General features: G+C 73.2%; 30 protein-coding genes. 12 read left to right on the top strand and 18 right to left on the bottom strand.

Annotated features, from left to right (window positions below; genetic code table 11):
• Positions 1 to 60 precede the first annotated feature (60 nt).
• From HCK04_RS01780 to HCK04_RS01765, 4 genes are read right to left on the bottom strand one after another with little or no spacing between them, the layout of a single operon-like run.
• The gene (locus tag HCK04_RS01780) at positions 61 to 702 is read right to left on the bottom strand and encodes a Trp biosynthesis-associated membrane protein (protein ID WP_168065547.1); all 642 of its coding nucleotides are present in this window, start codon (positions 700 to 702) and stop codon (positions 61 to 63) included.
• On the bottom strand, positions 699 to 1,049 hold the full coding sequence (gene hisI / locus HCK04_RS01775; RefSeq protein ID WP_030509961.1) for a phosphoribosyl-AMP cyclohydrolase: 351 nt from the start codon (positions 1,047 to 1,049) through the stop codon (positions 699 to 701). The genes HCK04_RS01780 and hisI overlap by 4 nt, the downstream gene beginning before the upstream one ends.
• Before the next feature lie 41 nt (positions 1,050 to 1,090).
• Entirely contained in the window at positions 1,091 to 1,858 is a 768-nt protein-coding gene (locus HCK04_RS01770; protein WP_142645073.1) for a hypothetical protein, read from the bottom strand.
• Positions 1,859 to 1,863: 5 nt separating this feature from the next.
• Positions 1,864 to 2,607 (bottom strand): FCD domain-containing protein, encoded by a 744-nt coding sequence (locus tag HCK04_RS01765; RefSeq protein ID WP_142645230.1) that lies wholly within the window; start codon positions 2,605 to 2,607, stop codon positions 1,864 to 1,866.
• 122 nt (positions 2,608 to 2,729) lie between these two features.
• Here HCK04_RS01765 and HCK04_RS01760 point away from each other — a divergent pair, with 122 nt between their 5' ends.
• From HCK04_RS01760 to HCK04_RS01745, 4 genes are all read left to right on the top strand, one after another.
• A complete protein-coding gene (locus HCK04_RS01760) occupies positions 2,730 to 3,782 on the top strand; it encodes an ABC transporter ATP-binding protein (protein ID WP_142645072.1) in 1,053 nt (350 codons plus the stop codon).
• A 149-nt stretch (positions 3,783 to 3,931) separates the two neighbouring features.
• Positions 3,932 to 5,161, top strand: coding sequence for an ABC transporter substrate-binding protein (locus HCK04_RS01755; RefSeq protein WP_142645071.1), 1,230 nt, complete (start codon positions 3,932 to 3,934; stop codon positions 5,159 to 5,161).
• A gap of 71 nt (positions 5,162 to 5,232) precedes the next feature.
• Positions 5,233 to 6,102, top strand: coding sequence for an ABC transporter permease (locus HCK04_RS01750; protein WP_142645070.1), 870 nt, complete (start codon positions 5,233 to 5,235; stop codon positions 6,100 to 6,102).
• A 55-nt stretch (positions 6,103 to 6,157) separates the two neighbouring features.
• Positions 6,158 to 6,958 carry an ABC transporter permease gene (locus HCK04_RS01745; RefSeq protein WP_142645069.1) on the top strand — a complete coding sequence of 267 codons (801 nt, stop codon included), beginning with the start codon at positions 6,158 to 6,160 and terminating at the stop codon, positions 6,956 to 6,958.
• A 28-nt stretch (positions 6,959 to 6,986) separates the two neighbouring features.
• Here the strand turns inward: HCK04_RS01745 and HCK04_RS01740 are convergent, their stop codons facing one another.
• The 4 genes from HCK04_RS01740 to HCK04_RS01725 all read right to left on the bottom strand — a co-directional run bounded on the left by HCK04_RS01740 (position 6,987) and on the right by HCK04_RS01725 (position 11,739).
• Complete coding sequence (locus HCK04_RS01740) at positions 6,987 to 7,421, bottom strand: Rid family hydrolase (protein WP_142645068.1); 435 nt, start codon at positions 7,419 to 7,421, stop codon at positions 6,987 to 6,989.
• Between the two features lie 132 nt (positions 7,422 to 7,553).
• On the bottom strand, positions 7,554 to 8,000 hold the full coding sequence (locus HCK04_RS01735) for a DUF234 domain-containing protein (protein ID WP_260617041.1): 447 nt from the start codon (positions 7,998 to 8,000) through the stop codon (positions 7,554 to 7,556).
• 102 nt (positions 8,001 to 8,102) lie between these two features.
• On the bottom strand, positions 8,103 to 9,977 hold the full coding sequence (locus tag HCK04_RS01730) for an ABC transporter ATP-binding protein (protein ID WP_142645066.1): 1,875 nt from the start codon (positions 9,975 to 9,977) through the stop codon (positions 8,103 to 8,105).
• Positions 9,958 to 11,739, bottom strand: a complete 1,782-nt coding sequence (locus HCK04_RS01725; protein ID WP_142645229.1) for an ABC transporter ATP-binding protein — start codon at positions 11,737 to 11,739, stop codon at positions 9,958 to 9,960. The genes HCK04_RS01730 and HCK04_RS01725 overlap by 20 nt, the downstream gene beginning before the upstream one ends.
• 264 nt (positions 11,740 to 12,003) lie before the next feature.
• Here HCK04_RS01725 and HCK04_RS01720 point away from each other — a divergent pair, with 264 nt between their 5' ends.
• From HCK04_RS01720 to HCK04_RS01705, 4 genes are all read left to right on the top strand, one after another.
• A complete protein-coding gene (locus HCK04_RS01720; protein ID WP_142645065.1) occupies positions 12,004 to 12,639 on the top strand; it encodes a TIGR03085 family metal-binding protein in 636 nt (211 codons plus the stop codon).
• Between the two features lie 103 nt (positions 12,640 to 12,742).
• Positions 12,743 to 12,907, top strand: coding sequence for a hypothetical protein (locus tag HCK04_RS01715; RefSeq protein ID WP_168065545.1), 165 nt, complete (start codon positions 12,743 to 12,745; stop codon positions 12,905 to 12,907).
• A 556-nt stretch (positions 12,908 to 13,463) separates the two neighbouring features.
• Positions 13,464 to 13,625, top strand: a complete 162-nt coding sequence (locus HCK04_RS01710) for a hypothetical protein (protein WP_167530286.1) — start codon at positions 13,464 to 13,466, stop codon at positions 13,623 to 13,625.
• 521 nt (positions 13,626 to 14,146) lie between these two features.
• A complete protein-coding gene (locus HCK04_RS01705; RefSeq protein WP_142617153.1) occupies positions 14,147 to 14,386 on the top strand; it encodes a hypothetical protein in 240 nt (79 codons plus the stop codon).
• Positions 14,387 to 14,429: 43 nt separating this feature from the next.
• Here the strand turns inward: HCK04_RS01705 and hisF are convergent, their stop codons facing one another.
• The 9 genes from hisF to hisD form a co-directional block, all read right to left on the bottom strand.
• Positions 14,430 to 15,200, bottom strand: a complete 771-nt coding sequence (hisF, locus tag HCK04_RS01700; protein ID WP_142617152.1) for an imidazole glycerol phosphate synthase subunit HisF — start codon at positions 15,198 to 15,200, stop codon at positions 14,430 to 14,432.
• Between the two features lie 3 nt (positions 15,201 to 15,203).
• Positions 15,204 to 15,623 carry a RidA family protein gene (locus HCK04_RS01695; RefSeq protein ID WP_205829677.1) on the bottom strand — a complete coding sequence of 140 codons (420 nt, stop codon included), beginning with the start codon at positions 15,621 to 15,623 and terminating at the stop codon, positions 15,204 to 15,206.
• Positions 15,624 to 15,675: 52 nt separating this feature from the next.
• Positions 15,676 to 16,401 (bottom strand): bifunctional 1-(5-phosphoribosyl)-5-((5-phosphoribosylamino)methylideneamino)imidazole-4-carboxamide isomerase/phosphoribosylanthranilate isomerase PriA, encoded by a 726-nt coding sequence (priA, locus tag HCK04_RS01690; RefSeq protein ID WP_142645064.1) that lies wholly within the window; start codon positions 16,399 to 16,401, stop codon positions 15,676 to 15,678.
• Positions 16,402 to 16,405: 4 nt separating this feature from the next.
• On the bottom strand, positions 16,406 to 16,777 hold the full coding sequence (locus HCK04_RS01685) for a hypothetical protein (protein WP_142645063.1): 372 nt from the start codon (positions 16,775 to 16,777) through the stop codon (positions 16,406 to 16,408).
• A 114-nt stretch (positions 16,778 to 16,891) separates the two neighbouring features.
• Positions 16,892 to 17,524, bottom strand: coding sequence for an imidazole glycerol phosphate synthase subunit HisH (gene hisH, locus HCK04_RS01680; RefSeq protein WP_168065573.1), 633 nt, complete (start codon positions 17,522 to 17,524; stop codon positions 16,892 to 16,894).
• On the bottom strand, positions 17,521 to 17,673 hold the full coding sequence (locus HCK04_RS01675) for a hypothetical protein (protein WP_167530285.1): 153 nt from the start codon (positions 17,671 to 17,673) through the stop codon (positions 17,521 to 17,523). The genes hisH and HCK04_RS01675 overlap by 4 nt, the downstream gene beginning before the upstream one ends.
• Entirely contained in the window at positions 17,673 to 18,278 is a 606-nt protein-coding gene (hisB, locus tag HCK04_RS01670) for an imidazoleglycerol-phosphate dehydratase HisB (RefSeq protein WP_030509942.1), read from the bottom strand. The genes HCK04_RS01675 and hisB overlap by 1 nt, the downstream gene beginning before the upstream one ends.
• On the bottom strand, positions 18,275 to 19,351 hold the full coding sequence (locus HCK04_RS01665; RefSeq protein WP_142645061.1) for a histidinol-phosphate transaminase: 1,077 nt from the start codon (positions 19,349 to 19,351) through the stop codon (positions 18,275 to 18,277). The genes hisB and HCK04_RS01665 overlap by 4 nt, the downstream gene beginning before the upstream one ends.
• Positions 19,348 to 20,655 (bottom strand): histidinol dehydrogenase, encoded by a 1,308-nt coding sequence (gene hisD / locus HCK04_RS01660; RefSeq protein WP_142645060.1) that lies wholly within the window; start codon positions 20,653 to 20,655, stop codon positions 19,348 to 19,350. The genes HCK04_RS01665 and hisD overlap by 4 nt, the downstream gene beginning before the upstream one ends.
• A 189-nt stretch (positions 20,656 to 20,844) precedes the next feature.
• On the opposite strand from hisD, the gene HCK04_RS01655 reads away from it, so the two are divergent.
• Genes HCK04_RS01655 through HCK04_RS01640 form a run of 4 tightly spaced genes read left to right on the top strand, consistent with a single transcriptional unit; the run spans position 20,845 to position 25,776 of the window.
• Positions 20,845 to 21,618 carry a DeoR/GlpR family DNA-binding transcription regulator gene (locus HCK04_RS01655; RefSeq protein ID WP_260617020.1) on the top strand — a complete coding sequence of 258 codons (774 nt, stop codon included), beginning with the start codon at positions 20,845 to 20,847 and terminating at the stop codon, positions 21,616 to 21,618.
• A 41-nt stretch (positions 21,619 to 21,659) separates the two neighbouring features.
• Positions 21,660 to 23,102 (top strand): FGGY family carbohydrate kinase, encoded by a 1,443-nt coding sequence (locus HCK04_RS01650; protein WP_142645059.1) that lies wholly within the window; start codon positions 21,660 to 21,662, stop codon positions 23,100 to 23,102.
• Positions 23,099 to 24,541, top strand: coding sequence for an NAD(P)/FAD-dependent oxidoreductase (locus HCK04_RS01645; RefSeq protein ID WP_221889845.1), 1,443 nt, complete (start codon positions 23,099 to 23,101; stop codon positions 24,539 to 24,541). Before HCK04_RS01650 ends, HCK04_RS01645 begins: the two co-directional genes overlap by 4 nt.
• The gene (locus HCK04_RS01640; RefSeq protein WP_142645225.1) at positions 24,541 to 25,776 is read left to right on the top strand and encodes an FAD-dependent oxidoreductase; all 1,236 of its coding nucleotides are present in this window, start codon (positions 24,541 to 24,543) and stop codon (positions 25,774 to 25,776) included. Before HCK04_RS01645 ends, HCK04_RS01640 begins: the two co-directional genes overlap by 1 nt.
• Here the strand turns inward: HCK04_RS01640 and HCK04_RS40880 are convergent.
• Positions 25,765 to 26,418, bottom strand: coding sequence for a hypothetical protein (locus HCK04_RS40880; RefSeq protein ID WP_185948900.1), 654 nt, complete (start codon positions 26,416 to 26,418; stop codon positions 25,765 to 25,767). The genes HCK04_RS01640 and HCK04_RS40880 overlap by 12 nt on opposite strands.
• Positions 26,419 to 26,476 lie beyond the last annotated feature (58 nt).

Here is a 26,476-nt window from a genome sequence, read left to right as displayed (position 1 = left end):
TAATCGAGGTGTAAACGGCCCAACACGCACCGGAGAGCTGCTCTCCAGCCGGTGGACGGGCTACGCGGTGGGGTCCTCACCCTCGTCGATGGCGTCCCACATCGCCCTGTCGGCGTCCTTGACCCTCGCGGTGCCGCCGCCCGTGCCGGTGTGCCCGGCCCCCCGCTCGTACCTGCTCGACATGCCGGGCCAGCGCGCGCTCAGGATCGCCGCCGCCACGCCCGCCCCGGCCAGGACGAGCCCGCCCACGACGGTGAGCAGCGGCCAGACCCAGGCGCGCGACTCCACGGAGATGTGACCGGAGGACGTCACCGCGGTCGTCATGTGCCGCGCGGCCACGGACAGGATCGTCGCCTCGCGCGTGCCGTCCCAGGCCCCGGCCGCGACCGCCACGCCGAGGAGGGCGACCACCACGCTCGTCACGCGCCGCGCGGCCCCCCGGGTCGCCGGCACGGCCAGCACGGCGGCGAGCGCGGCCAGCGCGGCGGGGGTGAGCCAGGCCACCAGGTCGTTGCCGGTGAGGGAGCCGCTGCCCGCTCCGGCGGGGCCTTCCGCCGTGCCTTTCACGGTGCCGAGCGCGACCCACACGCGGCCCGCGGCGAGCAGCGCGAGCCCGCCGCCTGCGGCGCAGGCGGCCAGCCACACCAGCAGCGAGCGCCGCGCCGTACGCGCCTGGTCGCGGGCGGGAGCGGGGGCGGTCACGGCGCGCCGCTCACGTCGAGGACGTCGGCGTCGAAGCAGGTGCGGTCGCCGGTGTGGCAGGCCGCCCCCACCTGGTCGACCTTGAGCAGGATCGTGTCGCCGTCGCAGTCGAGCGCCACGTGCTTGACCCACTGCACGTGGCCGGAGGTGTCGCCCTTCACCCAGTACTCCCCCCGGCTGCGGGACCAGTAGGTCGCCCGGCCGGTGGTGAGCGTGCGGTGCAGCGCCTCGTCGTCCATCCAGGCGAGCATGAGCACCTCTCCGGTGTCGTGCTGCTGGACGATCGCGGGCACCAGGCCGTCCGGCGTGCGCTTCAGCCGGTCGGCGATCTTGGGGTCGAGGGCCATGAGGCCAATTCTGCCGCAGCCCCCGGCCGCCCCCGCCGCCGCTATGCGGACGCGGCGGTCACCAGCGACAGCGGAAGATCGCCCACTCGGCGTACGGCGTGCTCCTCGCCGCCCCGGCCGCCCCGGTAGACCGATCCCGTGACCCAGGTCGCGGTGTTGGACGCGACGACCCGGCCCTCGTCGTTGACGAGGAACGCCGGGCCCGGGATCGCGCGCAGCGCCGGGAGCACCGCGGCCTCGAACCGCCGGACGAACACGTCGGCCGCGGCCACCCCGGCGAAGGTCCCGCCCGCCAGCACGGGCACCGACAGCGTGAGGCTGTACTCGTCGGTGCACAGATAGTCGACGTACGGCCCGCAGATCGTGCGCTCCGCGCCGGACGACGGGCCGGCGTACCAGTCCCAGTGGGTGTAGTCGTAGAAGGCGCTGCTCGCCGGGTCCATGTCCCGCAGGAGCTGCACGGGATCTCCGGAGGGGTTCTCCTGCCACCACTCCAGGTACCACGGCGCGTCGGCCAGCAGGCCGGGCGCGGCGATGAAGCCGATCCCCGCGATCAGGGCGGGCAGATGGGCGGGCATGTGCGCGGACAGCGCGCCGCCGCGCAGCCGGGCCCACAGCAGCGGGCGCAGCGCCGCGAGGTCGGCCGCCACCGGGCGGCGCGTGCCGCCGGCGGGCAGGGCGCAGGCGACGGCGGCGTCGCGGACCTCGCGCAGCGCCTCGAAGACGCCCTCGGCCGCCTCGCGCACCCGCGCCACCGCCGCGGCGGCGCGGTCGTGGCCGGCCTGCGCAAGAGACGCCACTGTGCTCATGCCTGTCACTCCCGCAGACGCAGCCGAAGCTCGATGAGGTGTCGTGTCGCGTCGAGCACGTGCCGCTCGGCGACGGCCCTGGCCTGCTCGCCGTCGCCGCGCTCGACGGCCTCGGCGATGGCGCGATGCTGTGCCGCCGTCTCATGGTGCCCGCCCAGGCCCTCGTGCGGAAGCCAGAGCAACGCTCCGATGTCAGCCTGTAACCGGATCTCCTCCTGAGTGAGGCGAGCCGACTGCGAGGCCGCCGCGACCTCGATGTGGAACCGGCCGTCGAGCCTGCGCAGCCGGGCGCACGCCTCCGCGGACCCGGCCGCCTCCGGCGCGGCGGCGACGGCGTCCATCTCGTCCAGCGTGCGCCGCAGGGGCGCGACGTCCGAGGGCAGCGAGCGCTCGGCGGCGAGCCGGGCCGCCGCCCCCGCGATGGCCGCGTAGTGGTCGCCGAAGTCGCGCAGCTCGTCGGGGGCGAACGCGCGCAGCCGCGCCAGGAGGTCGATCCCGGCGGGACGCCGCACGAAGCTGCCGCCGCCCCGCCCGCGCCGCGTCTCGACCATCCCCTGCTGGCGCAGCGCCATGAGCGCCTCCCGCAGGGTCACGGTGGAGACACCGAGCCGGCCCGCGAGCTCGGCCTCGCTGGGCAGCTGCTCCCCGTCGGCGAGCAGGCCGACCGCGATCGCGTCGGCGAGCCGCCGGACCACGGCGTCCACCCGGGCGGTGCTGTCCACGGGTGAGAAGACGGCCAGGCGGGCCATGTTCACGGTCGCACTCCTGTTCGCCCGCGCCGTCGCGAAAAATCGGGCATCCGCGGAAGTTCACAACAGTGATACCGGATCGGGTCTTTACGCGAAACATTTAACTCCATATGTTTCAGGTCATGCCAGACCAAGCAGTCAGTCTTCGCGGCCTGCGCAAGAACTTCGGGCCGGTCGAGGCCGTGGCCGGGATCGATCTCGACGTCGCCGACGGGGAGTTCTTCGCGATGCTCGGGCCGTCCGGGTCGGGGAAGACCACCGTGCTGCGCATGATCGCCGGGTTCGAGTCGCCCACGGCGGGCACGGTCGAGCTGGGCGGGCGTGACGTCACGCGGCTCGCGCCGTTCGAGCGCGACGTGAACACGGTCTTCCAGGACTACGCGCTGTTCCCCCACATGAGCGTGCTGGACAACGTCGAGTACGGCCTGCGGGTGAAGAAGGTGCCGCGAGCGGAGCGGCGCGAGCGGGCGCTCGCCGCGCTGCGCTCGGTGCGGCTCGAGGGCTTCGAGAAGCGGCGCCCGGCCCAGTTGTCCGGCGGCCAGCGCCAGCGGGTCGCGCTGGCCCGCGCGCTGGTCAACCGGCCGCGCGTGCTGCTGCTCGACGAGCCGCTCGGCGCGCTCGACCTCAAGCTCCGCGAGGAGATGCAGGTCGAGCTGAAGGCGATCCAGCGGGAGGTCGGCATCACGTTCCTGTTCGTGACCCACGACCAGGAGGAGGCGCTGACGATGAGCGACCGGATCGCGGTGTTCGACCAGGGCAGGATCGAGCAGATCGGCACCCCCGCCGAGGTGTACGAGCGCCCGGCCACCGCCTTCGTCGCCTCGTTCGTGGGCACCTCCAACCTCGTCTCCGGCGAGGCCGCGCGGGCCGTGCTGGGCAGGGAGGGCACCTTCAGCGTCCGGCCCGAGAAGCTGCGCGTCGTGCTCGGCGAGGAGCCGCCGGCACCGGACGAGCACGAGGCCGCCGGTGTGATCCGCGAGGTCGTGTACGCCGGTCCGGCGACCCGGTTCGTCGTGGACCTCGACGCGGGCGGGCGCCTGATCGCCCTCCAGCAGAACCTGGAGGCGTCCTCCATGGACGTGACGGGCCTGCGCGGCGCCCGCGTCCGCCTCGTGTGGAACCGCCGGCACGAGTTCCCCATCGACACCCCGGCCGAGCCGGTCGCCGCCGGCTGACGCCGGCTGACTCCGCCACCGCGCCCCCGGCACCGCGCCCAGGCACCGCGCCCAGGCACCGCGCCCAGGCACCGCGCCCAGGCACCGCGCCCAGGCACCGCGCCCAGGCACCGCGCCCCCCGGCACCACTCACAGCAAGGAGAACCACGATGCGGTCCCCCCGTCCGCGTTTCGCCAGGCCGTCTCTCGTCGTCACCGCCGCGCTCGCCCTCGCGGCCGTCGCGGGCTGCGGCGGCGGCTCGTCCACCGACGGCGGCGGCTCGGCCGCGGCCCCCGGCGGCGCCTTCACCCCGCCGAAGATCGAGACCCTGAAGTCCCTCGGCCCCGGCGAGGGACAGGTCAACCTCGTCGCCTGGGCCGGCTACGCGGAGGACGGCTCCAACGACCCCAAGGTCGACTGGGTCCACCCGTTCGAGAAGGCCACCGGCTGCACGGTCAACACCAAGACCGCGGGCACGTCCGACGAGATGGTCAACCTGATGAAGACCGGCGAGTACGACGCGGTGTCGGCGTCCGGCGACGCCTCGCTGCGCCTGATCGCCTCCGGCACGGTCGCGCCGGTCAACACCGACCTCGTGCCCAACTACAAGGACGTGTTCGAGGGGCTGAAGCTCAAGCCGTGGAACTCGGTCAACGGGGTCGCGTACGGCATCCCGCACGGCCGCGGCGCGAACCTCCTCATGTGGCGCACGGACACGGTGAACCCGGCCCCCGACTCCTGGGGCGTCGTGTTCGACCCCGCCTCGCCCTACAAGGGCAAGGTGACGGCGTACGACTCCCCCATCTACATCGCCGACGCCGCGCTCTACCTCATGTCGGCCAGGCCCGAGCTGGGGATCAAGGACCCGTACGCGCTGGACGAGACGCAGCTCAAGGCCGCGGTCGACCTGCTCAAGCAGCAGAAGCAGAACATCGGCGAATACTGGTCCGACTACACCAAGGCGGTGCAGTCGTTCAAGTCCGGCGACACGGCCGTGGGCACGACCTGGCAGGTGATCGCCAACCTGGTGGAGGCCGACAAGGCGCCGGTGCAGACGACGCTGCCCAAGGAGGGCTCCACCGGCTGGTCGGACACGTGGATGGTCGCCGCGCAGGCCAAGCACCCCAACTGCGCCTACAAGTGGCTCGACTGGATCATCTCCCCCACGGCCAACGCGCAGGTGGCCGAGTGGTTCGGCGAGGCGCCGGCCAACGCCAAGGCGTGCGAGCAGACGTCCGACAAGTCCTTCTGCGACACCTACCACGCGACCGACGAGGAGTACTTCTCCAAGGTCCACTACTGGACCACGCCGATCGCGCAGTGCCTCGACGGGCGCACCGACGTCAAGTGCACCGACTACTCCGAGTGGACCCGGGCCTGGACCGAGATCAAGGGCTGAGCGCTCCCCGGGGGACGGCCGCCCGGCCGTCCCCCCCTCGGCCGCATGAGCAGCCCCACGGAGAGAAGACGATGACGACCCTCACGACGACGGCCGCCTCCCCCGGGATGCGGAGGCGGGCCGCCTCATTCCTGCACCGGCACGCCGGCGTGCGGCTGTCGCTGCTGCTGTCGGCGCCCCTGGCCTGGCTGGGACTGGCCTACCTGGGCGCGCTCGCCGCCCTTCTGGTCACCGCGTTCTGGTCGACGGACGTGTTCACCGGTGACGTGGTCAAGGTGTTCACCTGGGCCAACTTCACCGATCTGGTCACCGGCGAGGTCTATCGCACGGTCGCCCTGCGCTCGATCGGCGTGGCCGCGGCGGTCACGCTGATCGACCTGGTGGTGGCCTTCCCCATGGCGTTCGCGATGGCCAAGCTGGCCTCGCCGCGTGCCCAGCGCTGGCTCGTGATCGCCGTGCTCACCCCATTGTGGGCGTCCTACCTGGTCAAGGCGTACGCGTGGCGGGTGATGCTGTCCTCGGACGGCGTGCTCGGCTGGGGTTACGGCCTGACCGCCACCGTGGTGACCCTGTCGTACCTGTGGCTGCCGTACATGATCCTGCCGATCTACGCGGGGCTCGAACGGCTGCCGAACTCGCTGCTCGACGCGGCCGGGGACCTCGGCGCGCGCCCGTGGCGGACGTTCCGCACGGTGGTCTGGCCGCTGACCTTCCCCGCCGCCGTGGCGGGGTCGATCTTCACGTTCTCCCTCTCCCTGGGCGACTACATCACCGTGAAGATCGTCGGTGGCAAGACCCAGCTCATCGGCAACGTGGTCTACGACAACATCGGCGCGGCCAACAACCTGCCCTTCGCCGCCGCCGTCGCCACCGTCCCCGTCGTGATCATGCTGGTCTACCTCGCGGCCGTACGCCGCACCGGCGCGCTGGAGAACCTGTGAGAGAGCGAAGCGAACGAACCGGCGACCGGATCCACCGGCGGGCGGAGGAGGCCCGGTGAACCTGTCTCGTACGGCCCGGACGCTGCTGCGGGCGGCGCTGGTGGCCGGCCTGGCCGTGATCTACGTGCCGCTGGCCGTGGTGCTGCTCAACTCGTTCAACTCCGACCGGACCTTCTCCTGGCCGCCCGCCGGGTTCACGCTGCGCTGGTGGGGCGCCGCCTGGGGCTCGGCCGGCCTGCGCGACGCGCTGTGGACCTCGGTCCAGGCGGGCCTCGGCGCGACCGCGATCGCGCTCGTGCTCGGCACGATGGCCGCCTTCGCGGTGCAGCGCTACCGGTTCTTCGGCCGGGAGACGGTCTCGCTGGTGATCGTGCTGCCCATCGCCCTGCCCGGCATCGTGACCGGCATCGCGCTGAGCAACACGTTCCACACGGTGCTCGGCCTGCCTCTCGGGCTGCTGACCGTGATCGTGGGCCACGCGACGTTCTGCGTGGTCACCGTCTACAACAACGTGCTGGCCCGGCTGCGCCGCATGGGCCTGAACCTGGAGGAGGCGTCGGCCGACCTCGGGGCGGACACGTTCACCACGTTCCGCCTGGTGACGTTCCCGATGATGCGCTCGGCGCTGCTCGCGGGCGGGCTGCTCGCCTTCGCGCTGTCGTTCGACGAGATCATCGTCACGACGTTCACCGCCGGGGCCGGCGTCCGCACGCTGCCGATCTGGATCTTCGAGAACCTGTTCCGGCCCAACCAGGCGCCGGTGGTCAACGTGGTCGCCGCCGCGCTGATCCTGCTGTCGGTGATCCCGATCTATCTGGCCCAGCGCCTGTCCGGCGGCGACCCGCAGACCCACTGAGGCGACCCGCCCGCCGGACTACCCGGCGTCATCCCGGCACCACCGCCGTCGAGGCGATCTCGACCAGCAGGTCCTCGCGGGCCAGCCCGGCCACCACGATCAACGAGTTGATCGGGTAGTCCCCCTCGGGGAACCACTCGGCGAGCACCTCGCCGATGCCGCGGCGCACTCCGGGAAGCGCCTCCCGGCTCGCGACCATCGTGAACAGCGAGACCAGCCCCTCCGCCGGGGTGCCTCCGGCGTCCTCGACGACCGCCGCGATGTTGCGCAACGCCTGGACGGTCTGCCCGTACGCGTCCGGGGCGACCGTTCCGTCGGGGGCGTTGCCGATCTGCCCCGCGATGTGCAGGACGGCGGCGTCCGGCGAGACCCGCGCCGCATGGCTGTACGCGCCGAGGGGCGGGGCGATCCTGTCCGTGCTGCGCCGCTCGACCAGCACCGGCTTCCCCACGATGTCCCCCATGTTCCGCTCGCTCCCGCTCCTGCCGCCGCCCTGGCGGTGATCTCCTTCATGACGGCCGTCAAGATACCCAACGCCTCGCCGGCCTCCTCGGGCCGGGCGGACAGCGGCCTCTCCGACGCCGTACGGACCTGATCAGGGACGGAAGACGTCGGCCGCGGTGATCGGCAGGACGCCCTCGCGCACGTGGGTGACCTCCTCACGGGCGCACACGGCGTAGGTGAGCGCGTCCACGTCGCCGGTGAGTTTCGCCGCCTTGCGCGACAGGCGCGCCCGCAGCCGTTCCGCGTCCACGGTGCGGCTCCACTCGGCCTCGCCGACGAGGACCGGAACGCGCGTGCGGGCGGGTTCCGCGAGCACGACGGCGTCGATCTCGTCCTGGCCGTCGTCCTTCCACCAGGGTCCGACGGCGACGACCCGGGGCCCGAGCTCCCTCGCCGCCGCGCGCCGCCGCAGGTGGTCTCGGAACGCCTCCTCGTAGACCTGCCCGAGATGCTCGCTCATCGCCTCGTACAGGGCCTGGACGACGTCCGGCCCGGCGCCCAGCTCGATGTCGGCCCGATAACGCGAGAGCGGGCCCAGGTAGAAGGCGAGGAAGGGGTTGACGAATCCCAGCCTTCATTACTGGCAGGGGACGTCGCTGACGTCCAACGTCGGTGACGTTCGACGTCAGTGACGCGGCATTCAGCGGACGGTGGTGGCGGTGGTCCAGGAGGCGTAGAGGTCGGCGTACACGCCGGGCTGCTCGACCAGGACGGCGTGCGGGCCGCGCTGGACGATCCGGCCGTGCTCGAACACGATGACCTCGTCGGCCGCCTGGGCGGTGGACAGGCGGTGGGCGATCGAGACGGCCGTACGGCCACGGGTGATGCCGTCGAGGGCGCGGGCGAGGCGCACCTCGGTGGCGGGGTCCACGGCGGAGGTGGCCTCGTCGAGCAGCAGCAGGTCGGGGTCGGCGAGGTAGGCGCGGGCGAGCGCGACGAGCTGGCGCTCGCCGGCGGAAAGGGACTCGCCCCGCTGGCCGACCGGGCTGTCGAGGCCGGCGGGCAGGCCGTCGAGCCAGTCGGCCAGGCCGAGCTCGGTCAGCGCCCGGGTGATCTCCTCCCGGGTCGCCGAGGGCCGTCCGAAGCGGATGTTGTCCTCAAGCGTCGAGTCGAACAGGAACCCGTCCTGCGGCACCATGACGATCCGCTCTCGGAGCGAGGAGAAGCTCACCGTGCGCAGGTCGGTGCCGTCCACGAGGATCCGGCCGGAGGTGGGGTCCATGAGCCGGGTGAGCAGCTTGGCGAAGGTCGTCTTGCCCGAGCCGGTCTCCCCCACCACGGCGATCCGCGTGCGCGGCGGGATCTCGACCGACACGTCGTGGAGCACCGGCGGCCCGCCGGGGTAGGCGAAGCCCACGCCGTCGAAACGGACCGAGATCGGGCCGCGCGGCAGCGTCGCACCGTTCTCGGGGTCGGCCACGTCGGCCGGGGTGTCGAGCACGCCCAGGATGCGCCGCCAGCCGGCGATCGCGTTCTGCGCCTCGTTCAGCACCTCGGTCGCGGTCTGCAGCGGGCTGATGAACAGCGTGATCAGGAACAGGAACGCGATGAGCCGCCCGGCCGTGATCGAGCCGCCGACGCCCAGCCAGACCCCGGCCACGACCACCAGCGCGACCGTGATCGAGGCGACCAGCTCGGTGACCGGGAACGTGAACCCGACGATCTTCTGGGCCCGGGTCTGCGCCGCGCGCATCCCGTCCACCGCCGTGTCGATCCGGTCGGCGGTGCGGTCCTCCGAGCCGTACGCCCGGATCACCGCGCTGCCGACGACCGACTCGCTGACGGCGGCGAGGACGTCGCCGGCGCGCTCGCGCACCTTGGTGTACGCCTTGGCCACCAGGCGCTGGAAGCGGGGCAGGGCCAGCACCAGCGGCAGGAAGCAGGCCCACACCAGCAGCGTGAGCTGCCAGGAATAGACGGCCATGAGCACGGTCGCCACCACGAGCTGGCCGGCGGACACGATGACCATCAGCCCGCCCCACTGCATGAACGTGCTGATCTGGTCGACGTCGCCGGTCACGCGGGACACCAGGCCGCCGCGCCGCTCGGTGTTCTGCGTCAGCACCGACAGGTCGTGCACGTGGCGGAAACCCTTGCCGCGCAGGGCCGCCAGGCCCGACTCGGTGGAGCGGTAGAGCCGGACGTTCATCAGGTAGCCGCACAGCGCGGTCAGCACGACGGCGAGGGCGCACAGGACGACCGCGTTCCGGATGAACGGCAGGTCGGGCTCGCCCGACCCCAGGCCGCGGTCGATCACCTGCTGTACGGCGATGGGGACGACGACCTTGCCCAGTGTCGCCAGCACGGCCAGCACGAGCGTGCCGGTGAGCCCGCGGCGGAACTCCGGCGACAGCCGCAGGCCCTGCCTGAGCGTCTCCAGGGCGCTCCGGTCGGCCGACCGCAGAGACGAGGTCTCTCCCGTGGCCGTGTCGTTCACGGCGGTCACCGCGTCACGCTCCTCGTCAGGGTGCTCGTCAGGGTCCTCGGGCCGGGCGTCATGCCACGACCTCCTCATCGGTGTCTTCGAACGCGGCGCGTTCGGCCTCCTCGCGCTCGTAGGCGGTGACGAGGTCGCGGTAGCCCGCGCAGCGGGCCAGGAGCTGCTCGTGGGTGCCGTGGTCGGCGACCACGCCCTGCTCCAGGTAGACGACCTCGTCGGCCAGCGCGATCGTCGCCATCCGGTAGGCGACCACGATCACCGTGGCCTCGGCGGCCCCGTCGCGCAGGCCGTACAGGATGCGCTTTTCGACCTGCGGGTCGACGCTGGAGGTGGCGTCGTCGAGGATGAGCAGCCGGGGCTCGCGCACGACCGCGCGGGCGAGGGCGAGACGCTGGCGCTGGCCGCCCGACAACGTCGCGCCGCGCTCGCCGATCCGGGTGTCGAGGCCGGACGGCAGGGCGCTGACGAAGCCGTCGGCCTGCGCGAGCCGCAGCGCGGCCCAGATGCGCTCGTCCGGCACCTGGCCGCCGAGCGCGATGTTGCCGCGCACGGTGTCGTCGAACAGGAACGTCTGCTGCGGCACGAGTGCCACCGAGGCGCTCACCTCGCCCCTGGCCACCTCGCGCAGATCGACGCCGTCGACGCGGACGACGCCCTCGCCGGGGTCGATCAGGCGCGCGAGCAGCTGGGTGAGCGTCGACTTGCCCGCCCCGGTCGGCCCGACGAGCGCGATCGTACGGCCCGGCGCCACGGCGAAGCTCACGTCCTTCAGCACGGGGTTGCCCGGCACGTACGCGTAGGAGACGCCCTCGGCCTCCACCCGGGCCGGGCCGGAGTCGTCCAGGCGGGCGGTGCCGTACTCCATGGAGCCGGTGGCGTCGAGGACGTCCCTGACCCGCGTCCAGCCGACGACGCTGCGCGGCAGCTCGGCCAGCACCCAGCCCAGCGCCCGGATCGGGAAGGCGAGGAGGGTGAACAGATACGCCACCTGGATCAGGTCGCCCGCCGCGACGCCGCCCGACTCCAGCCGCAGCGCCCCGACGAGCAGCACGGCGAGCACGCCCAGCGTGGGCAGCGCCTCCAGCATGGGGTCGAACAGCCCGCGGACCCGGCCGACGGCGACGTTGGCGTCGCGCAGCGCGTCGGCCTTGGCCTGGAAGCGCGCGGCCTCCGCGTCCTCGCGGCCGAGGGTCTTGACGACGAGCGCGCCGTCGAAGCTCTCGTGGGCGACCTCGCTCACCTCGGCCCGCAGCTGCTGGGCCCGCATCGCGAGCGGGGAGAGCCTGCGCTGGTAGACCAGGTTGAGCACGGCCACGGCCGGGAAGATCAGGAAGCCGACGACGGCGAGCACCGGGTCGACCAGCACGATCGCCACGGCGGCCGTCACCAGCATCACGACCACGCCCACCGCCATCGGCAGCGGGGCGAGCGGCGCCCAGGCCGCCTCGACATCGGAGTTGGCGTTGGACAGCAGCTGCCCGGTCGGGTGGCGGTGGTGCCAGGCGAGGGGCAGCCGCAGGTACTGCCGCGTGACGGCGCGGCGGGAGTGGGCCTGCATGCGGTATTGGTGGATCCCGGCCATGATGCGCCGGCCCATGATCCCGGCGGCCTTGAGCACCGCCACGCCCACGATCAGCAGGGCCGCCACGACCAGCGTGCCCGAGCTCGCCGCGCCGTCCCGGAACGCGGGCAGCACCGCGTTGTCGGTCGCCCAGCCGAGCGCCCAGGACGCGGCGACGGTCATCGCGCCGTAGACGGCGCTGGCGACGACCGCGCCGGTGAAGATCTTCGGCTCGGTTCTGATCGCCACGCCGATGACCTTGAGACCCTGGAGCATGACTGAGCTGCCGGGCCGCGCGGGTGACTCCTTGGTCGGCACGCGGTGCGTTCCTTCCGATCGGGGGACCTGCCGGGGCCGCTCCCTGTGAGCACCCCGAAGGGGGACGTTACTCACTCGGGGACGCCGCCGGATCGGTCACCGGACCGACGCCGCCCGAGTCCTTGGTCCTAGTTACTCCCTATCATCCTGATCAACCGGTTTATTCCTCGGACACCCGCGGCCGCCGGTCCGGGCGGGACGAGGGACGCATAGGCTGATCGCGTGACACACGCCCAGACAGAGCGCGCGGCGCTCTGCGACCTGCTCGACCGCCTCGGCCCCGAGGCGCCCACGCTGTGCGAGGGATGGGCGACGGCGGACCTCACGGCCCACCTCGTCCTGCGCGAGCGCCGGCTCGACGCCGCGCCCGGCATCGCGCTGCCGTTCATGGCGGGCTACACCGCCGCGGTGCAGGAGCGCGTCAAGCGCCGCCACCCCTATCCCGAGCTGGTCGAGCTCGTCCGTCAGGGCCCGCCGCGCTGGACGCCGTACGGGCTGGTCCCCGGCCTGGACGAGATCGTCAACACGGCGGAGTTCTTCGTCCATCACGAGGACGTACGGCGGGCGCAGGCCGGCTGGGAGCCCCGCGTCGTCCCCCGGGACCTCCAGGAGACGTTCTGGAAGCGGCTGCGCGGCGGCGCCCGGCTCTTCCTGCGCAAGGCCCCCGTGGGGGTCGTGCTCCGCCGTCCCGACGGGACGAAGACCGCCGGGCGGATGGCCGAGCCCGCCGTGGTGGTCACCGGCGAGCCGTCGGAGCTGCTGCTGTTCGCGTTCGGCAGGCAGGCGCACGCCCGGGTCACGTACGACGGGGACGCGGCGGCGGTCGCCCGGCTCCAGGATGCCCGTTTGGGGCCGTGAGGATGAATCGCGGGAGTTGTCCGGAATTCTCCACGTAAACCTCGTGCAATGGGGCAGCATGTGAAACCAGCGCACGACGTGTGGGAGCGTTTGGGAGCCCCGGATGAACCTCAAAAAGGTCCTGACCTATCTGGCCATCGCGTTCGTGGTCTTCTATTTGTTCACGCAGCCGGCGAACGCGGCGGACGCGGTCAAGAACCTGTTCGGGGGGATCGGCACGGGAGCCGAACGCCTGTCGGCGTTCTTCACGTCGCTCTTCTCGGGCTGAGGCGCGTTCGTCCGGGGCGCCGCCCCCGTTCATCCGGGGCGAAGCCCCCTGCCTGTCGGGGGCGAACCCGGACAAGCTCGAACGCGCGACCGCGCAGTGGGCCGCGGCCGACGCCGGCGATACCCGGACCTTCCCGGACACCGTATGCCCACCATCCTCGGCAGCCCCCTGCTCACCTGGGCGGCTACGCACGTTTCCGACATAGACGCTCGGTTCCGGCATGGCCCCGCTCTTCTCCCGGCCGAGCCCCGCTCGCCGCCGGCCAGAACCCGGTCGGCGGGGCCAGAACCCTGCTAGAACCCGGCTCGGCGCGGGCCAGAACCGCACTCGTTCGAGGACCGATCCCGCATGTTTCAGCGGCCGGACCCCGCTCTTTCCACGCCGCGCCGGCAGGGTCCGGACAGGCCCGCAGGTCGCCGGTATCGCGCCGCGATGAGCCGCTCCGTCCCGTCGTCTCACTATGAGGGCGGAACGGCCTCATGTCCTCTCGGCTAGTTATGATCATTACTGCCGCCGGGTACAAACGACCGGGATATCGACTGCAGGAGGCCCCCCGATGAAGGCGAAGAAGGTTCTTACGTACGCGGCCATCGCGTTCGTGGTCTTCTACCTCTACAGCCAGCCGCAAGCGGCGGCAGGAGCCGTGCGAGGCGTGTTCGACACGGTCAACACCGGAGCCAGCAGATTGGCGACCTTCTTCACCTCGGTGCTGAGTTGAGACCGTGGACCACCCGCCTCCGTTCTCCCTCAGGTAACCCCGATCACCACCACAGGCAGCGACGAACCACTAACGAACCGCACTGACAGTCAGAGCCCCGAGGCTCTCCGCCCACAGGCCGGCAGGGCATCCGCCCTTGCTCCGCCGGCCTCTCCTTTCGCGTCCCCGCGTGACCGGCCGCAGTCTCATGCCGCCCGCGCCGCCCATGCCGCCCGCACCTCCCGCGCCGCCGGCGCCTCGTAAGCGCGTACTCCGCGCTCCATAGGCGCATACTCCGCGAACGCCCCGTCATCGCCCGCCGGACGGCCTCGGCGACCTCTGGGGACGGCCCCTCGCGCTCCGCGCACACCCGACCCTGCCCGAAATCACGATAAAGAACACACAATCGCGTATGCCGGTTTTCGCCCACTATCGTCCTATTTGCGGTGATTGGGATGGACGGTTGTGCGATGTCCGGCTGACCATTTGAGGAGGGCGGACTCCGGAGCGCCGCGTGATCCTTTGACGGACAGGAGACAGCTATGCGTGCCAAGCGTTTCCCGAGCCTGCTGGGCCTGGCGTTCCTCGCCGCATTCGGTCTCGCGGCGGCCCAGCCCGCTCACGAGGCGTCCGCCGCCACGACGTGCTGGGGCGACGACTGGTGCGGCCACGGCGGCCACGGCGGCGCCTTCCAGGGGCAGTGGCAGTACCAGTCGATGGCGTCGTCGTCGCTCGGGACGGGCCCGGACGCCTACCCCACGGCGATCATCGACATCGACTGAGCACCCACCGGCCGGGGGCCGGATTCCGGCCCCCGGCGGGCGGTCAGCGCACCGGGTGACCGGCCGCGCGCAGCGTGTCCTTGACCTCGTGGATCTTGAGCTGGCCGAAGTGGAAGACCGAGGCGGCCAGCACGGCGTCCGCACCGGCCTCCACGGCGGGCGGGAAGTCCTCCAGCCGCCCGGCGCCGCCGGAGGCGATCAGCGGGACGCTCACCGCCGCCCGTACGGCACGCAGCATCTCCAGGTCGTATCCCGACTTGGTGCCGTCGCCGTCCATGGAGTTGAGCAGGATCTCGCCGACGCCGAGCTCCTCCCCGCGACGCGCCCACTCCACCGCGTCGATGCCGGTCCCCCGGCGCCCGCCGTGGGTCGTCACCTCGAACCCGGAGGGCGTGGGCGGCCCGTCGACCACCCGGCGCGCGTCCACCGACAGCACGATGCACTGCGACCCGAACCGGCGCGAGGTCTCGGTCAGCAGCTCCGGCCGCGCGATGGCCGCGGTGTTGATGCCGACCTTGTCGGCGCCCGCGCGCAGCAGCCGGTCGACGTCGTCGGCCGACCGCACGCCGCCTCCGACCGTCAACGGGATGAACACCTGCTCGGCCGTACGGCGCACCACGTCGAGCATGGTCTCGCGCTCGCCCGAGGAGGCGGTGATGTCGAGGAAGGTCAGCTCGTCGGCCCCCTCGGCGTCATAGCGCGCGGCCAGCTCGACCGGATCGCCGGCGTCCCTGAGGTTCTCGAAGTTGACCCCCTTGACCACCCGGCCCGCGTCCACGTCAAGGCAGGGGATCACCCGCACCGCCACGGTCATCGCTCAGCCTCCGCAGTCGCCACGTTCCACCGGCCGGTAGGCCTCGACCTCGACCTCGACCAGCATGCGCTCGTCGACCAGCCCGGCGACCTGCACGCTTGTGCAGGCGGGCCGTACGTCGCCGAAGACCTCGCCGTGGGCCTTGCCGACGGCATCGAAGTCGTCGGCGTTCACCACGTAGAGGCGGGTCCGCACCACGTCGGCCCGGGTGATGCCGGCCTTCTCCACGGCGTCCAGCGCGATGGAGAAGGCGGTGAGCGTCTGCTGGTAGGCGTCGCCCACGTGCTGGACCTCGCCGCCCACGGTGGCGGTGCAGCCGGACACGAGCACGTGCGGCCCGGCCACGACCGCGCGGGCGTAGCCGTAGCGGTCCTCCCACGGGCCGCCGGAGGAGATCCGCCCTTCGGGCATCTCCATGCTCATGCCGCCTCCTCTCCTTCGGCCCGGAACGGCATGCGCCAGGGGTCGCGCTCGCTCATGCGGACTTCACCGCCGCGAGCGCCTCTTCCAGGGTGAACGCCTGGGCGTACAGCGCCTTGCCCACGATGGCGCCCTCGACGCCGTCCGGCACGAGCGTCGCGATCGCGCGCAGGTCGTCGAGCGACGACACCCCGCCGCTGGCGATGACCGGGCGGTCGGTCCGCGCGCACACCTCACGGAGCAGGTCGAGGTTGGGACCGCGCAGCGTGCCGTCCTTGGTCACGTCGGTGACGACATAACGCGGGCAGCCCTCCGACTCCAGCCGGTCGAGCACGTCCCACAGGTCGCCGCCCTCCTGGGTCCAGCCGCGGGCGGCCAGCGTGGTGCCGCGCACGTCGAGTCCAACCGCGATGCGGTCGCCGTGCTCGGCGATCGCCCTGGCGCACCACTCGGGGTTCTCCAGCGCGGCCGTGCCGATGTTGACCCGGCGGCAGCCGGTGCTCAGCGCGGCCTCAAGAGAGGCGTCGTCACGGATCCCGCCGGACAACTCGACGTTCACGTCCAGCGCGCCGACGACGGAGGCGAGCAGCTCGCGGTTGTTCCCCCGGCCGAACGCCGCGTCGAGGTCGACCAGGTGGATCCACTCCGCGCCGGCCTTCTGCCAGGCGAGGGCGGCGGCGAGCGGATCCCCGTACGAGGTCTCCGTCCCCGCCTCGCCCTGCACGAGGCGGACGGCTTGGCCGTCGGCGACGTCGACGGCCGGGAGCAATACGAGCGACATTTATTCATGACCTCCGGTCGAAAACGATGGTGACGAGCACCGGGAGCAGCAGGATCGAGCCGAGGAACACGCCCAGGCGGGCCATCCACGAGTCGAGCAGGATCCAGGCGAGCACCTGGACGAGGAACCACAGCACGACGACGACGCCGTTCTCCGTGCGGCGGCGGCGGGCGAGATACCCGCGCTGCCGGGCCACCCGCACGGGTCTGGCCGGTCGTGGCAGCACCGCCGCCACGGCTCCGGCGAGCGGCCCCACGAGCCGCTCGCGCATCTCGCGCCGCCTGGCCGCCCTCGCCTCACGCTCGGCCCGGGCCGCCGCGAGGCGTTCGCGCTCGGCTTCGCGCTCTGCCCTCCGACGGGCCCGTTCCTTGCTCATCGGGCCTCCCGCTCAGGTCCGGTCACGGCCTCTGCCTGGCCGGCCGTACGCGCCGCGGCCCCGCCGGTTCCCAGTGTCGCACCGCTGCCTCGATATTTCGCCTGCCGGACACGCTCACAACGTGCTCAGCCAGTTGGACAGCAGCACGGCCCCCGCGTCCCCCGACTTCTCCGGGTGGAACTGGGTGGCCATGAGCGGGCCGTTCTCGGCCGCGGCCACGAACGGCACGCCGTGCTCGGCCCAGGCGACCAGCGGCTGCTCAAAGCCGTCGCCGGCCTGCAGCCGCCATTCGCGCACCCCGTAGGAGTGGACGAAGTAGAAGCGCGTCCCCTCCTCCATGCCGCGGAACAGCACGCTGCCCTCGGGCGCGGTCACGGTGTTCCACCCCATGTGGGGCAGCACGGGCGCGTCGAGCCGCTCGACCGTGCCGGGCCACTCGCCGCAGCCCTCGGTGTGGACGCCGTGCTCGACGCCCTTCTCGAACAGGATCTGCATGCCGACGCAGATCCCGAGCACCGGGCGCCCGCCGGACAGGCGGCGGCCCACGATCTGGTCGCCGCGCACGCGCTTGAGCCCCTCCATGCAGGCCGCGAACGCGCCGACGCCGGGCACGACGAGCCCCTCCGCCTCGAGGGCCGCGTCGAAGTCGGCGGTGACGGTGACGTCCGCCCCGACGCGGGCCAGCGCCCGCTCGGCCGAGCGGAGGTTGCCCGACCCGTAGTCGAGGACGACGACCCGCCTGTTCACTGCCACCACATCACCCCCGCCGTGATCGCCATGACGGCCCCGACGCCGGCGAGCGCCGCCAGCAGCTTGAGGCCCTGCCGGATGCCCGAGATGACCCCGCCGATCAGGAAGAGACCGATGAAGATCATCCCCCCGGACGCGAAGGTCATCAGAGCACGCCCTTCGTGCTGGGCACGCCGGTCGCCCGGGGGTCGCGCTCCGACGCCTCGCGCAGCGCCCGCGCGAGCGCCTTGAACTGCGCCTCCACGATGTGGTGGGCGTTGCGCCCGTACGGCACGTGCACGTGGAGGCAGACCGCCGCCTGCGCGACGAACGACTCCAGGATGTGCCGGGTCATGGTGGTGTCGTAGTCGGGCCCGATCATCGGGGCCATGCCCTCGGGCTCGGTGTGCACGAGGTAGGGCCGGCCGGACAGGTCCACCGTGACCTGCGCGAGCGCCTCGTCCAGCGGGCAGGACGCGCTGCCGAACCGCCGGATGCCCGACTTGTCGCCCAGTGCCTCGCGGAACGCCGCGCCGAGCGCGATCGAGGTGTCCTCGATCGTGTGGTGGGCGTCGATGTGCAGGTCGCCCTCGGTCTTCACGGTCAGGTCGAACAGGCCGTGCTTGCCGAGCTGGGCGAGCATGTGGTCGTAGAAGCCGACACCGGTGGACACGTCGACGATCCCGGTGCCGTCGAGGCCGACCTCGACCAGCACCGACGTCTCCTTCGTGGTGCGCTCGACGCGGCCGCGGCGCTCGTTGAGCTCGGTCATGCGAGGACCCCCTCCAGCGCGGCGCGGAACGCCGCCATCTCTTCCGGCGTGCCGATCGACACGCGCAGCCAGCCAGCGGGACCGGTCTCCCGGATCAGCACCCCGCGATCGAGCAGTCCCTCCCATACGGACCGCCGATCCGCAAAGGTACCGAACAACACGAAATTGGCGTCGGAGTCGGCGACCTTCAGGCCGCGCCCGCGCAGCCAGCCGACGGTGGCGTCCCGCTCGGCGCGCAGCGCGTCGACCGTGCCGAGCAGCTCCTCGCGGTGCGCCAGCGCCACCCGGGCCGCCGCCTGGGTCAGCGTGGACAGGTGGTAGGGCAGGCGGACCAGCAGCAGGGCGTCGACCACCGCCGGGTCGGCGGCGAGGTAGCCGAGCCGGGTGCCGGCCATCGCGAACGCCTTCGACATGGTGCGGGTCACGATCAGCCGGGGGTTGCCGGGCAGCAGGGTCAGCGCCGACGGCGTGCCCGTGCGGGCGAACTCGGCGTACGCCTCGTCGACCACGACCATGCCGGGCGCGGCGGCGAGGATCCGCTGGATGACCTCCAGCGGCAGGGCCGTGCCGGTCGGGTTGTTCGGCGAGGTCAGGAACACCACGTCGGGGCGGTGCTCCTCGATCGCGGCCACGGCGGCGTCCGGGTCGATCGCGAAGTCCTCGTCGCGCAGGCCCTCGATCCAGCGGGTGTTCGTGCCGCCCGCGATGATCGGGTGCATCGAGTAGGACGGCTCGAACCCGATGGCGGAGCGGCCGGGGCCGCCGAACGCCTGGAGGATCTGCTGGATGATCTCGTTGGAGCCGTTGGCCGCCCACAGCCGGCGGGCCGTCAGCCCGTGGCCGAGATAGTCGGCGAGGTCCTTGCGCAGCTCGACGGCGTCCCTGTCGGGGTAGCGGTTGAGCGTCGCCGCGCCCTGCCGTACGGCACGGGCGAGGTCGTCGATCAGCGCGGCCGACGGCGGGTAGGGGTTCTCGTTGGTGTTGAGCTGGACGGGCACGTCGAGCTGCGGCGCGCCGTAGGGCTGCTTGCCCCGCAGGTCGTCGCGGATCGGCAGGTCGTCGAGGGTCGTCATGCGGGCACTTCCCAGTCGAAGCGGGCGCGGACGGCGGCGCCGTGGGCGGGCAGGTCCTCCGCGTCGGCGAGGGCGCACACGTACGGCGCGGCCCCGGCCAGCGCCTCGCGGGTGTAGTCCACGACGTGGATGCCGCGCAGGAACGTCTGCACCGACAGCCCCGAGGAGTGGCAGGCGCAGCCGCCGGTCGGCAGCACGTGGTTGGAGCCCGCCATGTAGTCGCCGAGCGACACCGGCGCGTACGGGCCGACGAAGATCGCACCGGCGTTGCGCACCCGGGCGGCGACAGCGCGGGCGTCGGCCGTCTGGATCTCCAGGTGCTCGGCGGCGTAGGCGTCGACGACCTTGAGGCCGTCGTCGATGCCCGAGACGAGCACGATGCCCGACTGGCGGCCGGCGAGCGCCTCGGTGATGCGCTCGCTGTGCCGGGTCGCCGCGACCTGGCCGGGCAGCTCCTTCTCCACGGCGTCGGCCAGCTCCACGCTGGTGGTGACCAGCACGGAGGCGGCGATCACGTCGTGCTCGGCCTGGCTGATCAGGTCGGCCGCGACGTGCACGGGGTCGGCGGTCTCGTCGGCGAGGATCGCGATCTCGGTGGGGCCGGCCTCGGAGTCGATGCCGATGCGGCCCTTGAGCAGGCGCTTGGCCGCGGCCACCCAGATGTTGCCGGGGCCGGTCACCATCGTGGCCGGGCGGCACTCCTCGGTGCCGTAGGCGAACATCGCGACGGCCTGGGCGCCGCCCACGGCGTACACCTCGTCGACGCCGAGCAGCGCGCACGCGGCGAGGATCGTGGGGTGCGGGAGCCCGCCGAACTCCTTCTGGGCGGGCGAGGTGACGGCCAGCGAGGGCACGCCCGCCTCCTGGGCGGGGACGACGTTCATGACCACGCTGGAGGGATAGACGGCCCGGCCGCCGGGGACGTAGAGCCCCACGCGGTCGACCGGCACCCAGCGCTCGGTTACCGTGCCGCCCGGCACGACCTGCGTCGTGGTGTCGGTGCGCCGCTGGTCGCGGTGGACCAGGCGGGCGCGGCGGATCGACTCCTCCAGCGCCGCGCGCACGGCCGGGTCGAGCTCCTCCAGGGCGCGGGCGAGCGCCTCGGCGGGCACCCGGGCCGACTCCAGCCCGACGCCGTCGAACCGCGCGGTCAGCTCCCGTACGGCTGCCGCGCCGCGATGGCGTACGTCCTCACATATGGGCCGCACCTTCTCCAGGGCGGCCTCGACGTCGAGTTCGGCGCGGGGCAGCACGTCGCGCAGGTCGGCAGGAAGGGACCCGCGCAGGTCGATACGGGAAATCACCGTCCCAGTCTACGGACGACCAGGGAGCGATCCGCGTGTGTCCAGCATTCGAAACGGGCGTTTCACCGGTCGGCACACCCCTCGGGAGCTGGGAATCTTCGCGTCCGCCTGTTTTACGCGGCCCGCGGTTGACAGCTTTCCGGGCATCCATCCACACTCTCGGGCAAGAACAGTCACACTCGGTCAGGGGTGGATCTCGTGCTTCCGGCGCAGCGTCACCAGCGGATCATCGAGACCCTCGGGCGGAAGGGAACCGTCCGCACCGAGGACCTGGCCGCGCTGCTCGGCGTCTCCCACGAGACCGTCCGGCGCGACCTGGCGATCCTGGAGCGCCGGGCGCTGCTCGTCCGCGTGCACGGCGGGGCGACCTCGGCGCCGTCCGGCACCGGCGAGGAGCTGTCCTATCTGGAGCGCTCGACCAGCCGGTCGGAGGCGAAGGCCGTGATCGGCGAGCTCGCGGCGCGGCTGCTGCGCCCGGGCCAGACCGTGATCATCGACGTCGGCACCACCGCCGTCCACGTCGCCAGGGCCGTCCCCCCGTCCTTCCGTGGCGTGGTCGCCACCTGCTCGCTGCTGGTGGCGGCCGAGCTCGCGGGCCGTCCCGGCGTGGAGGTGCTGGTGGCGGGCGGGCGCGTACGGCAGGGCGACCTCGCCGTCTCCAACGCGCACACGCTGGGGTTCTTCCGGGACCTGCGGGCGGATGTGGCGTTCCTCGGCTCGGGCGGGGTGGACGCGGAGGCCGGGCTCACCGACTACTTCCTGGACGAGGTCGCGACCAAGCGCGTGATCCTCGCCGGCTCCGCCCTGACGTACGTGCTCGCCGACGGCTCCAAGCACGGCAGGGTCGCCGCCTACCGGGTGTGCGCACTGGACGGCCTGTCGGGTCTCATCACCGACGCGGAACCCCCGGAGCCGATCACGTCCGCCCTGGTCAGCGCGGGTGCCGAAGTGATCAACCCATAGGCTGGCCGTCACGACCCCCAGCTCCCGCCAGGAGACGATCGATGTCCCATCCCCCTGCCGTGCTCGCGATCGACCAGGGCACCTCGGGCACCAAGGCGCTCGTGGTGGACGGCGACGGCGCGGTCCTCGCGCCGGCCGAGGCGCCGGTCCGTCCCGCGTACCTGCCGGGCGGGCGGGTGGAGCAGGACCCGCGGGAACTGCTCGACTCGGTGCTGGCCGCCGGGCGGGAGGCGGTCGCGGCGGCGGGCGTGCCCGTCGGCGCGGTCACGCTGGCCAACCAGGGCGAGACCGTGCTGGCCTGGGACCCGGCGACCGGCGAGCCGCTGACGACCGCCCTGGTGTGGCAGGACCGGCGGGCCGAGGAGGTCTGCGCCGATCTGGCCGGGCACGCCGGGAGGATCGCCGAGCTGACCGGGCTCGTGCTCGACCCGTATTTCTCGGCGCCGAAGATGGCGTGGATCCGCCGCAATCTCACCCGCGAGGGTGTGGTGACGACCAGCGACACCTGGCTCGTCCACCACCTGACCGGGGAGTTCGTCACCGACGCGGCGACCGCCAGCAGGTCGGCGCTGCTCGATCTCGACACGGTCGAGTGGAGCGGGGAGCTGCTCGGCCTGTTCGGCCTGGACGGCGAGCACCTGCCCGCGATCGCCGCCTGCGACGAGGTGATCGGGACGACCCGGGCCTTCGGCGGGGAGATCCCGGTCGGCGGCCTGGTCGTCGACCAGCAGGCCGCGCTGCTCGCCGAGGGCTGCCTGTCGGCCGGCGAGGCCAAGTGCACGTACGGCACGGGGGCGTTCCTGCTCGCCAACACCGGTGAGCGGGCCGTGCGCTCGGCCTCCGGCCTGACCACGTCGGTGGCGTGGCGGGCCAGGGGGGCCACGCCCTACTGCGTGGACGGCCAGGTCTACACGGCCGCCTCCGCGGTGCGGTGGCTGAACGGCCTCGGCCTCGTCGGCGACGCCGCCGACCTGGACGCGCTGGCAGAGCCGGACGCCGAGGGCGCGCTGTTCGTCCCCGGGCTGGCCGGGCTGGCCGCGCCCTGGTGGCGGCCGGACGCGACGGGGGCGTTCCTCGGCATGACGCTGTCCACCCGGCCCGGCCACCTGGTCCGCGCCGTGCTGGAGGGCATCGCCGCCCAGGTGGCCGACCTCGCGGCGGTCGTCGCGGCCGATCTCGGCCGCCCGCTGGCCCGCCTGCGGGTGGACGGCGGCCTCACCCGGTCGGCCGCGCTCATGCAGGCCCAGGCCGACCTGCTGCAGGCGCCGGTGGACGTCTATCCGTCGCCGCACGCGACCGCGCTCGGCGCCGCCGCGCTGGCCCGCCTCGCCGTGACCCCCTCGCTCACGGTGGCCGGCGCCGTGCCCGCGTGGGCCCCGGCGACGACGTACGAGCCGCGCTGGCCGGCGGACCGGGCGGAGGAGTTCATGACGCGCTGGCGGCGGGGTGTCCGCGCGGCGATCGAGACGGGGAGGGACGCGTGAGCGGATGCGCGAGCGGATGCGTCAGCAGGTCGGGGCCGCTGCCGGGCGAGACGGTCGACGTGGCGGTGGTCGGCGGCGGCGTGGTGGGCGCGGCCGTGGCCCGCGAGCTGGCGGGACGCGCACACGACGGCCGCGCGCTGTCGGTCGTGCTGGCCGAGGCGAGCCCGGACGTCGGCGACGGCACCAGCAAGGCCAACACCGCGATCCTGCACACCGGCTTCGACGCGACACCGGGCACGCTGGAGTCGCGCCTGGTGCGGCGGGGATACGAGCTGCTCGGCGGGTACGCCGAGCGCACCGGCATCCCGGTCGAGCGGACCGGCGCGCTGCTGGTCGCCTGGACCGGCGAGGAGCTGGCCGCGCTCCCCGGGCTGGCGGACAAGGCGGCGAAGAACGGATATCGGGAGTGCGAGATCGTCGGGCCTGACGAGGTCTACCGGCTGGTCCCGGCCCTCGGCCCGGGTGCGCTCGGCGGGCTGACCGTGCCCGGAGAGTCGATCGTCTGCCCGTGGACCACCACGCTCGCGTACGCCACCGAGGCGCTCTCGCGGGGGGCCCGCGTGCTGCTGAACACCCGGATCGAAGGCGTCGAGCACGACGACGGGCAGGCGACCGTGCTGCGGACGAACCGGGGCCCGCTGCGGGCCCGCTGGGTCGTCAACGCCGCCGGGCTGGGCTCCGACGCCGTCGACCGCCTGTTCGGGCACGAGCGGTTCACGGTCACGCCGCGCCGGGGCGAGCTGCTGGTCTTCGACAAGATGGCCAGGCCGCTGGCGACCCGCATCGTGCTGCCCGTGCCGAGCTCGCGCGGCAAGGGCGTGCTGATCAGCCCGACGATCTACGGCAACGTGATGCTCGGCCCCACCGCCGAGGACCTGCGCGACCGCGCCGACACCTCCACCTCCGAGGAGGGGTTCGCGTTCCTCGTGGACAAGGGCCTCGCGCTCATGCCCGCACTGATGAGCGAGGAGGTCACCGCCTCCTACGCCGGGCTGCGGGCGGCCACCGAGCACGGCGACTACCAGGTCCACCTCGACGCCGGGCGGCGCTATCTCGTGCTCGGCGGCATCCGGTCGACCGGGCTGACCGCGTCGATGGCGCTCGCCGAGCACGCCGCCGGGCTGCTGGCCGAGGCGGGCCTCGTCACCTCCGTACGCGACGGCCTGCCGGAGCCGCCCCGGATGCCCAACATCGGCGAGGCGTTCCCCCGGCCGTACCTGCGCGAGGACCTCATCGCCCGCGACCCGGCGTACGGGACCGTGGTCTGCTTCTGCGAACGGGTCACCGCCGGGGAGATCAGGGACGCCCTGGCCTCTCCCCTCCCCCCGGCGGACCTCGACGGCCTGCGCCGCCGCACCCGGGCCATGATGGGCCGCTGCCAGGGCTTCTACTGCGGAGCCGAGATCGCCGGGCGCCTCGCCCGCGTGGAGGGATCGTGATGCGCGTCACCACCGACGTCGCCGTCGTGGGCGGCGGCCCTTCCGGGCTGACCGCCGCCGCCGGTCTCGCGGCGGCCGGCCTGCGGGTGCTGGTGCTCGACCGGGAGCGGGAGGCGGGCGGCATCCCCCGGCACAGCCACCACACCGGCTTCGGCCTGCGCGACCTGCGCACGGTGATGACCGGCCCCGCGTACGCCCGCCTGCTGGCCAACCGCGCCCTGGAGGCCGGGGCGCGGGTGCGCACCTCGGCCATGGTCACCGGGTGGGCAGGGGAGCGTGCCCTCGACGTCACCACCCCGGAGGGCCGCCTCCGGGTGGACGCCCGCGCCGTCGTCCTGGCGACCGGTGCGCGGGAACGTCCCCGTACGGCCCGGATGGTGCCGGGCGACCGCCCGCCGGGCGTGCTGACGACCGGGCAGCTCCAGAACCTGGTCCACCTGCATCGCGGCAGGGCCGGCACGCGGGCCGTCGTCGTCGGGGCCGAGCCGGTGAGCTGGTCGGCCGCGCTCACCCTGCGCGCGGCGGGCTGCCGCACCGTGCTGATGACCAGCGAGCACGCCCGCGCCGAGTCGTACGCGGCGTTCGGCGTGCCGGGGCGGGCCCTGTTGCGCGTGCCCGTCGCCACCGCCACCCGGGTCGTGCGGATCAACGGGCGCGACGCCGTGGAGTCGGTCGAGGTCGAGGACCTGCGCACGGGCGAGCGCCGCACGGTGCCCTGCGACACGGTGGTGTTCACCGGCGGCTGGATCCCGGACCACGAGCTGGCCCGGGCCGCCGGGCTGGCGATGGACCCGGGCAGCAGGAGCCCGGTCGTGGACAACACCCTGGCCACCAGCCGCCCCGGCGTGTTCGCGGTCGGCAACCTGATCCACCCCGTGGACACCGCCGACGTGGCGGCACTCGACGGCCGTCACGTGGTGCGGCACGTCCTGGACCACCTCGGCGGCACGTCGACGGACGCGGGTGCGATCCCGCTGCGGGCCGGGACGCCGTTCCGATGGGTCTCCCCCGGCCTGGTCAGGCCGGGTGCGGGCGCGCCGCCCCGGCGCCGGATCCTGCTGTGGCCGGACGAGCACCGCGCCGTCGCGAGGGTCGTGGTGACGCAGGGCGGCCGGGAGATCGCCCGCCGCACGCTGCCGTGGCCGGTCTCCCCCGGCCGGGTGTTCCGGGTGCCGTCGTCGCTGCTGTCCGGCGCGGACCCGCGCGGCGGGCCGATCACCGTCTCACTGGCATGAGACCGTCGCCGGGGAGGCGGCGGGTGCGGCTGCGGGTGCGGCGGCGGGCGCGCCGCCCGCGGCCACGGCCGCCGCGGCGATCGGGGGCGCGAGCAGCGGGAGCGTCCTGGCCAGCACCAGGGCGAACCCGAGCTGGAACGTCGCCTCGCCGTGGATGAGCAGCCCCTCGGTCTGGAGCACGTACACCGCAGCGAGGACGCCCCCGCCGAGCTGGACCAGGAAGAACGCGACGCCGACCGCGTCGCCGTGGGCCCACGCGACGAGCCGTACGGCCAGCAGGAGCTGGAGCACGAACAGGGCCGCGCCCAGCCCCCGGTGCGCCCAGTCGACCACCCCGCCCAGCGTGTAGGGCGTCAGCACGATCCCGGCCAGCAGCACGACGAACGAGCCGGCCATCCGCCGTAGGTGGGCGGGGTGCGGCGTGCGGGCCGCCGCGTCGCGCAGCGCCCGGTGGGTGAACAGCGCGGCGCCCGCGAGACCCGCGGCGTACGGCAGCAGGGTCTGCCAGTGGACACCGAAGTAGCTCATGCCGTGGTTGACCGCCAGACCCTCCGGCCGGAGGGTGACGCACACCCCGAGCCCGCCGAACAGGCATGCCTGTCCCTTCGCGACGTCACCCACGACACCACTGACCGTTCCCATCTGCTGCCCTCCCGCTCGGCCACTCCCATCGACAAAAGGCCACGTGAAGAAATTGTCC

The sequence above is a fragment of the Microbispora sp. CL1-1 genome (genome assembly GCF_012034195.1).
In the GTDB taxonomy this organism is placed as follows: domain Bacteria; phylum Actinomycetota; class Actinomycetes; order Streptosporangiales; family Streptosporangiaceae; genus Microbispora.
Note: the sequence above shows the minus strand (reverse complement) of the source record. Positions and strands in the feature narration are given on the sequence as shown.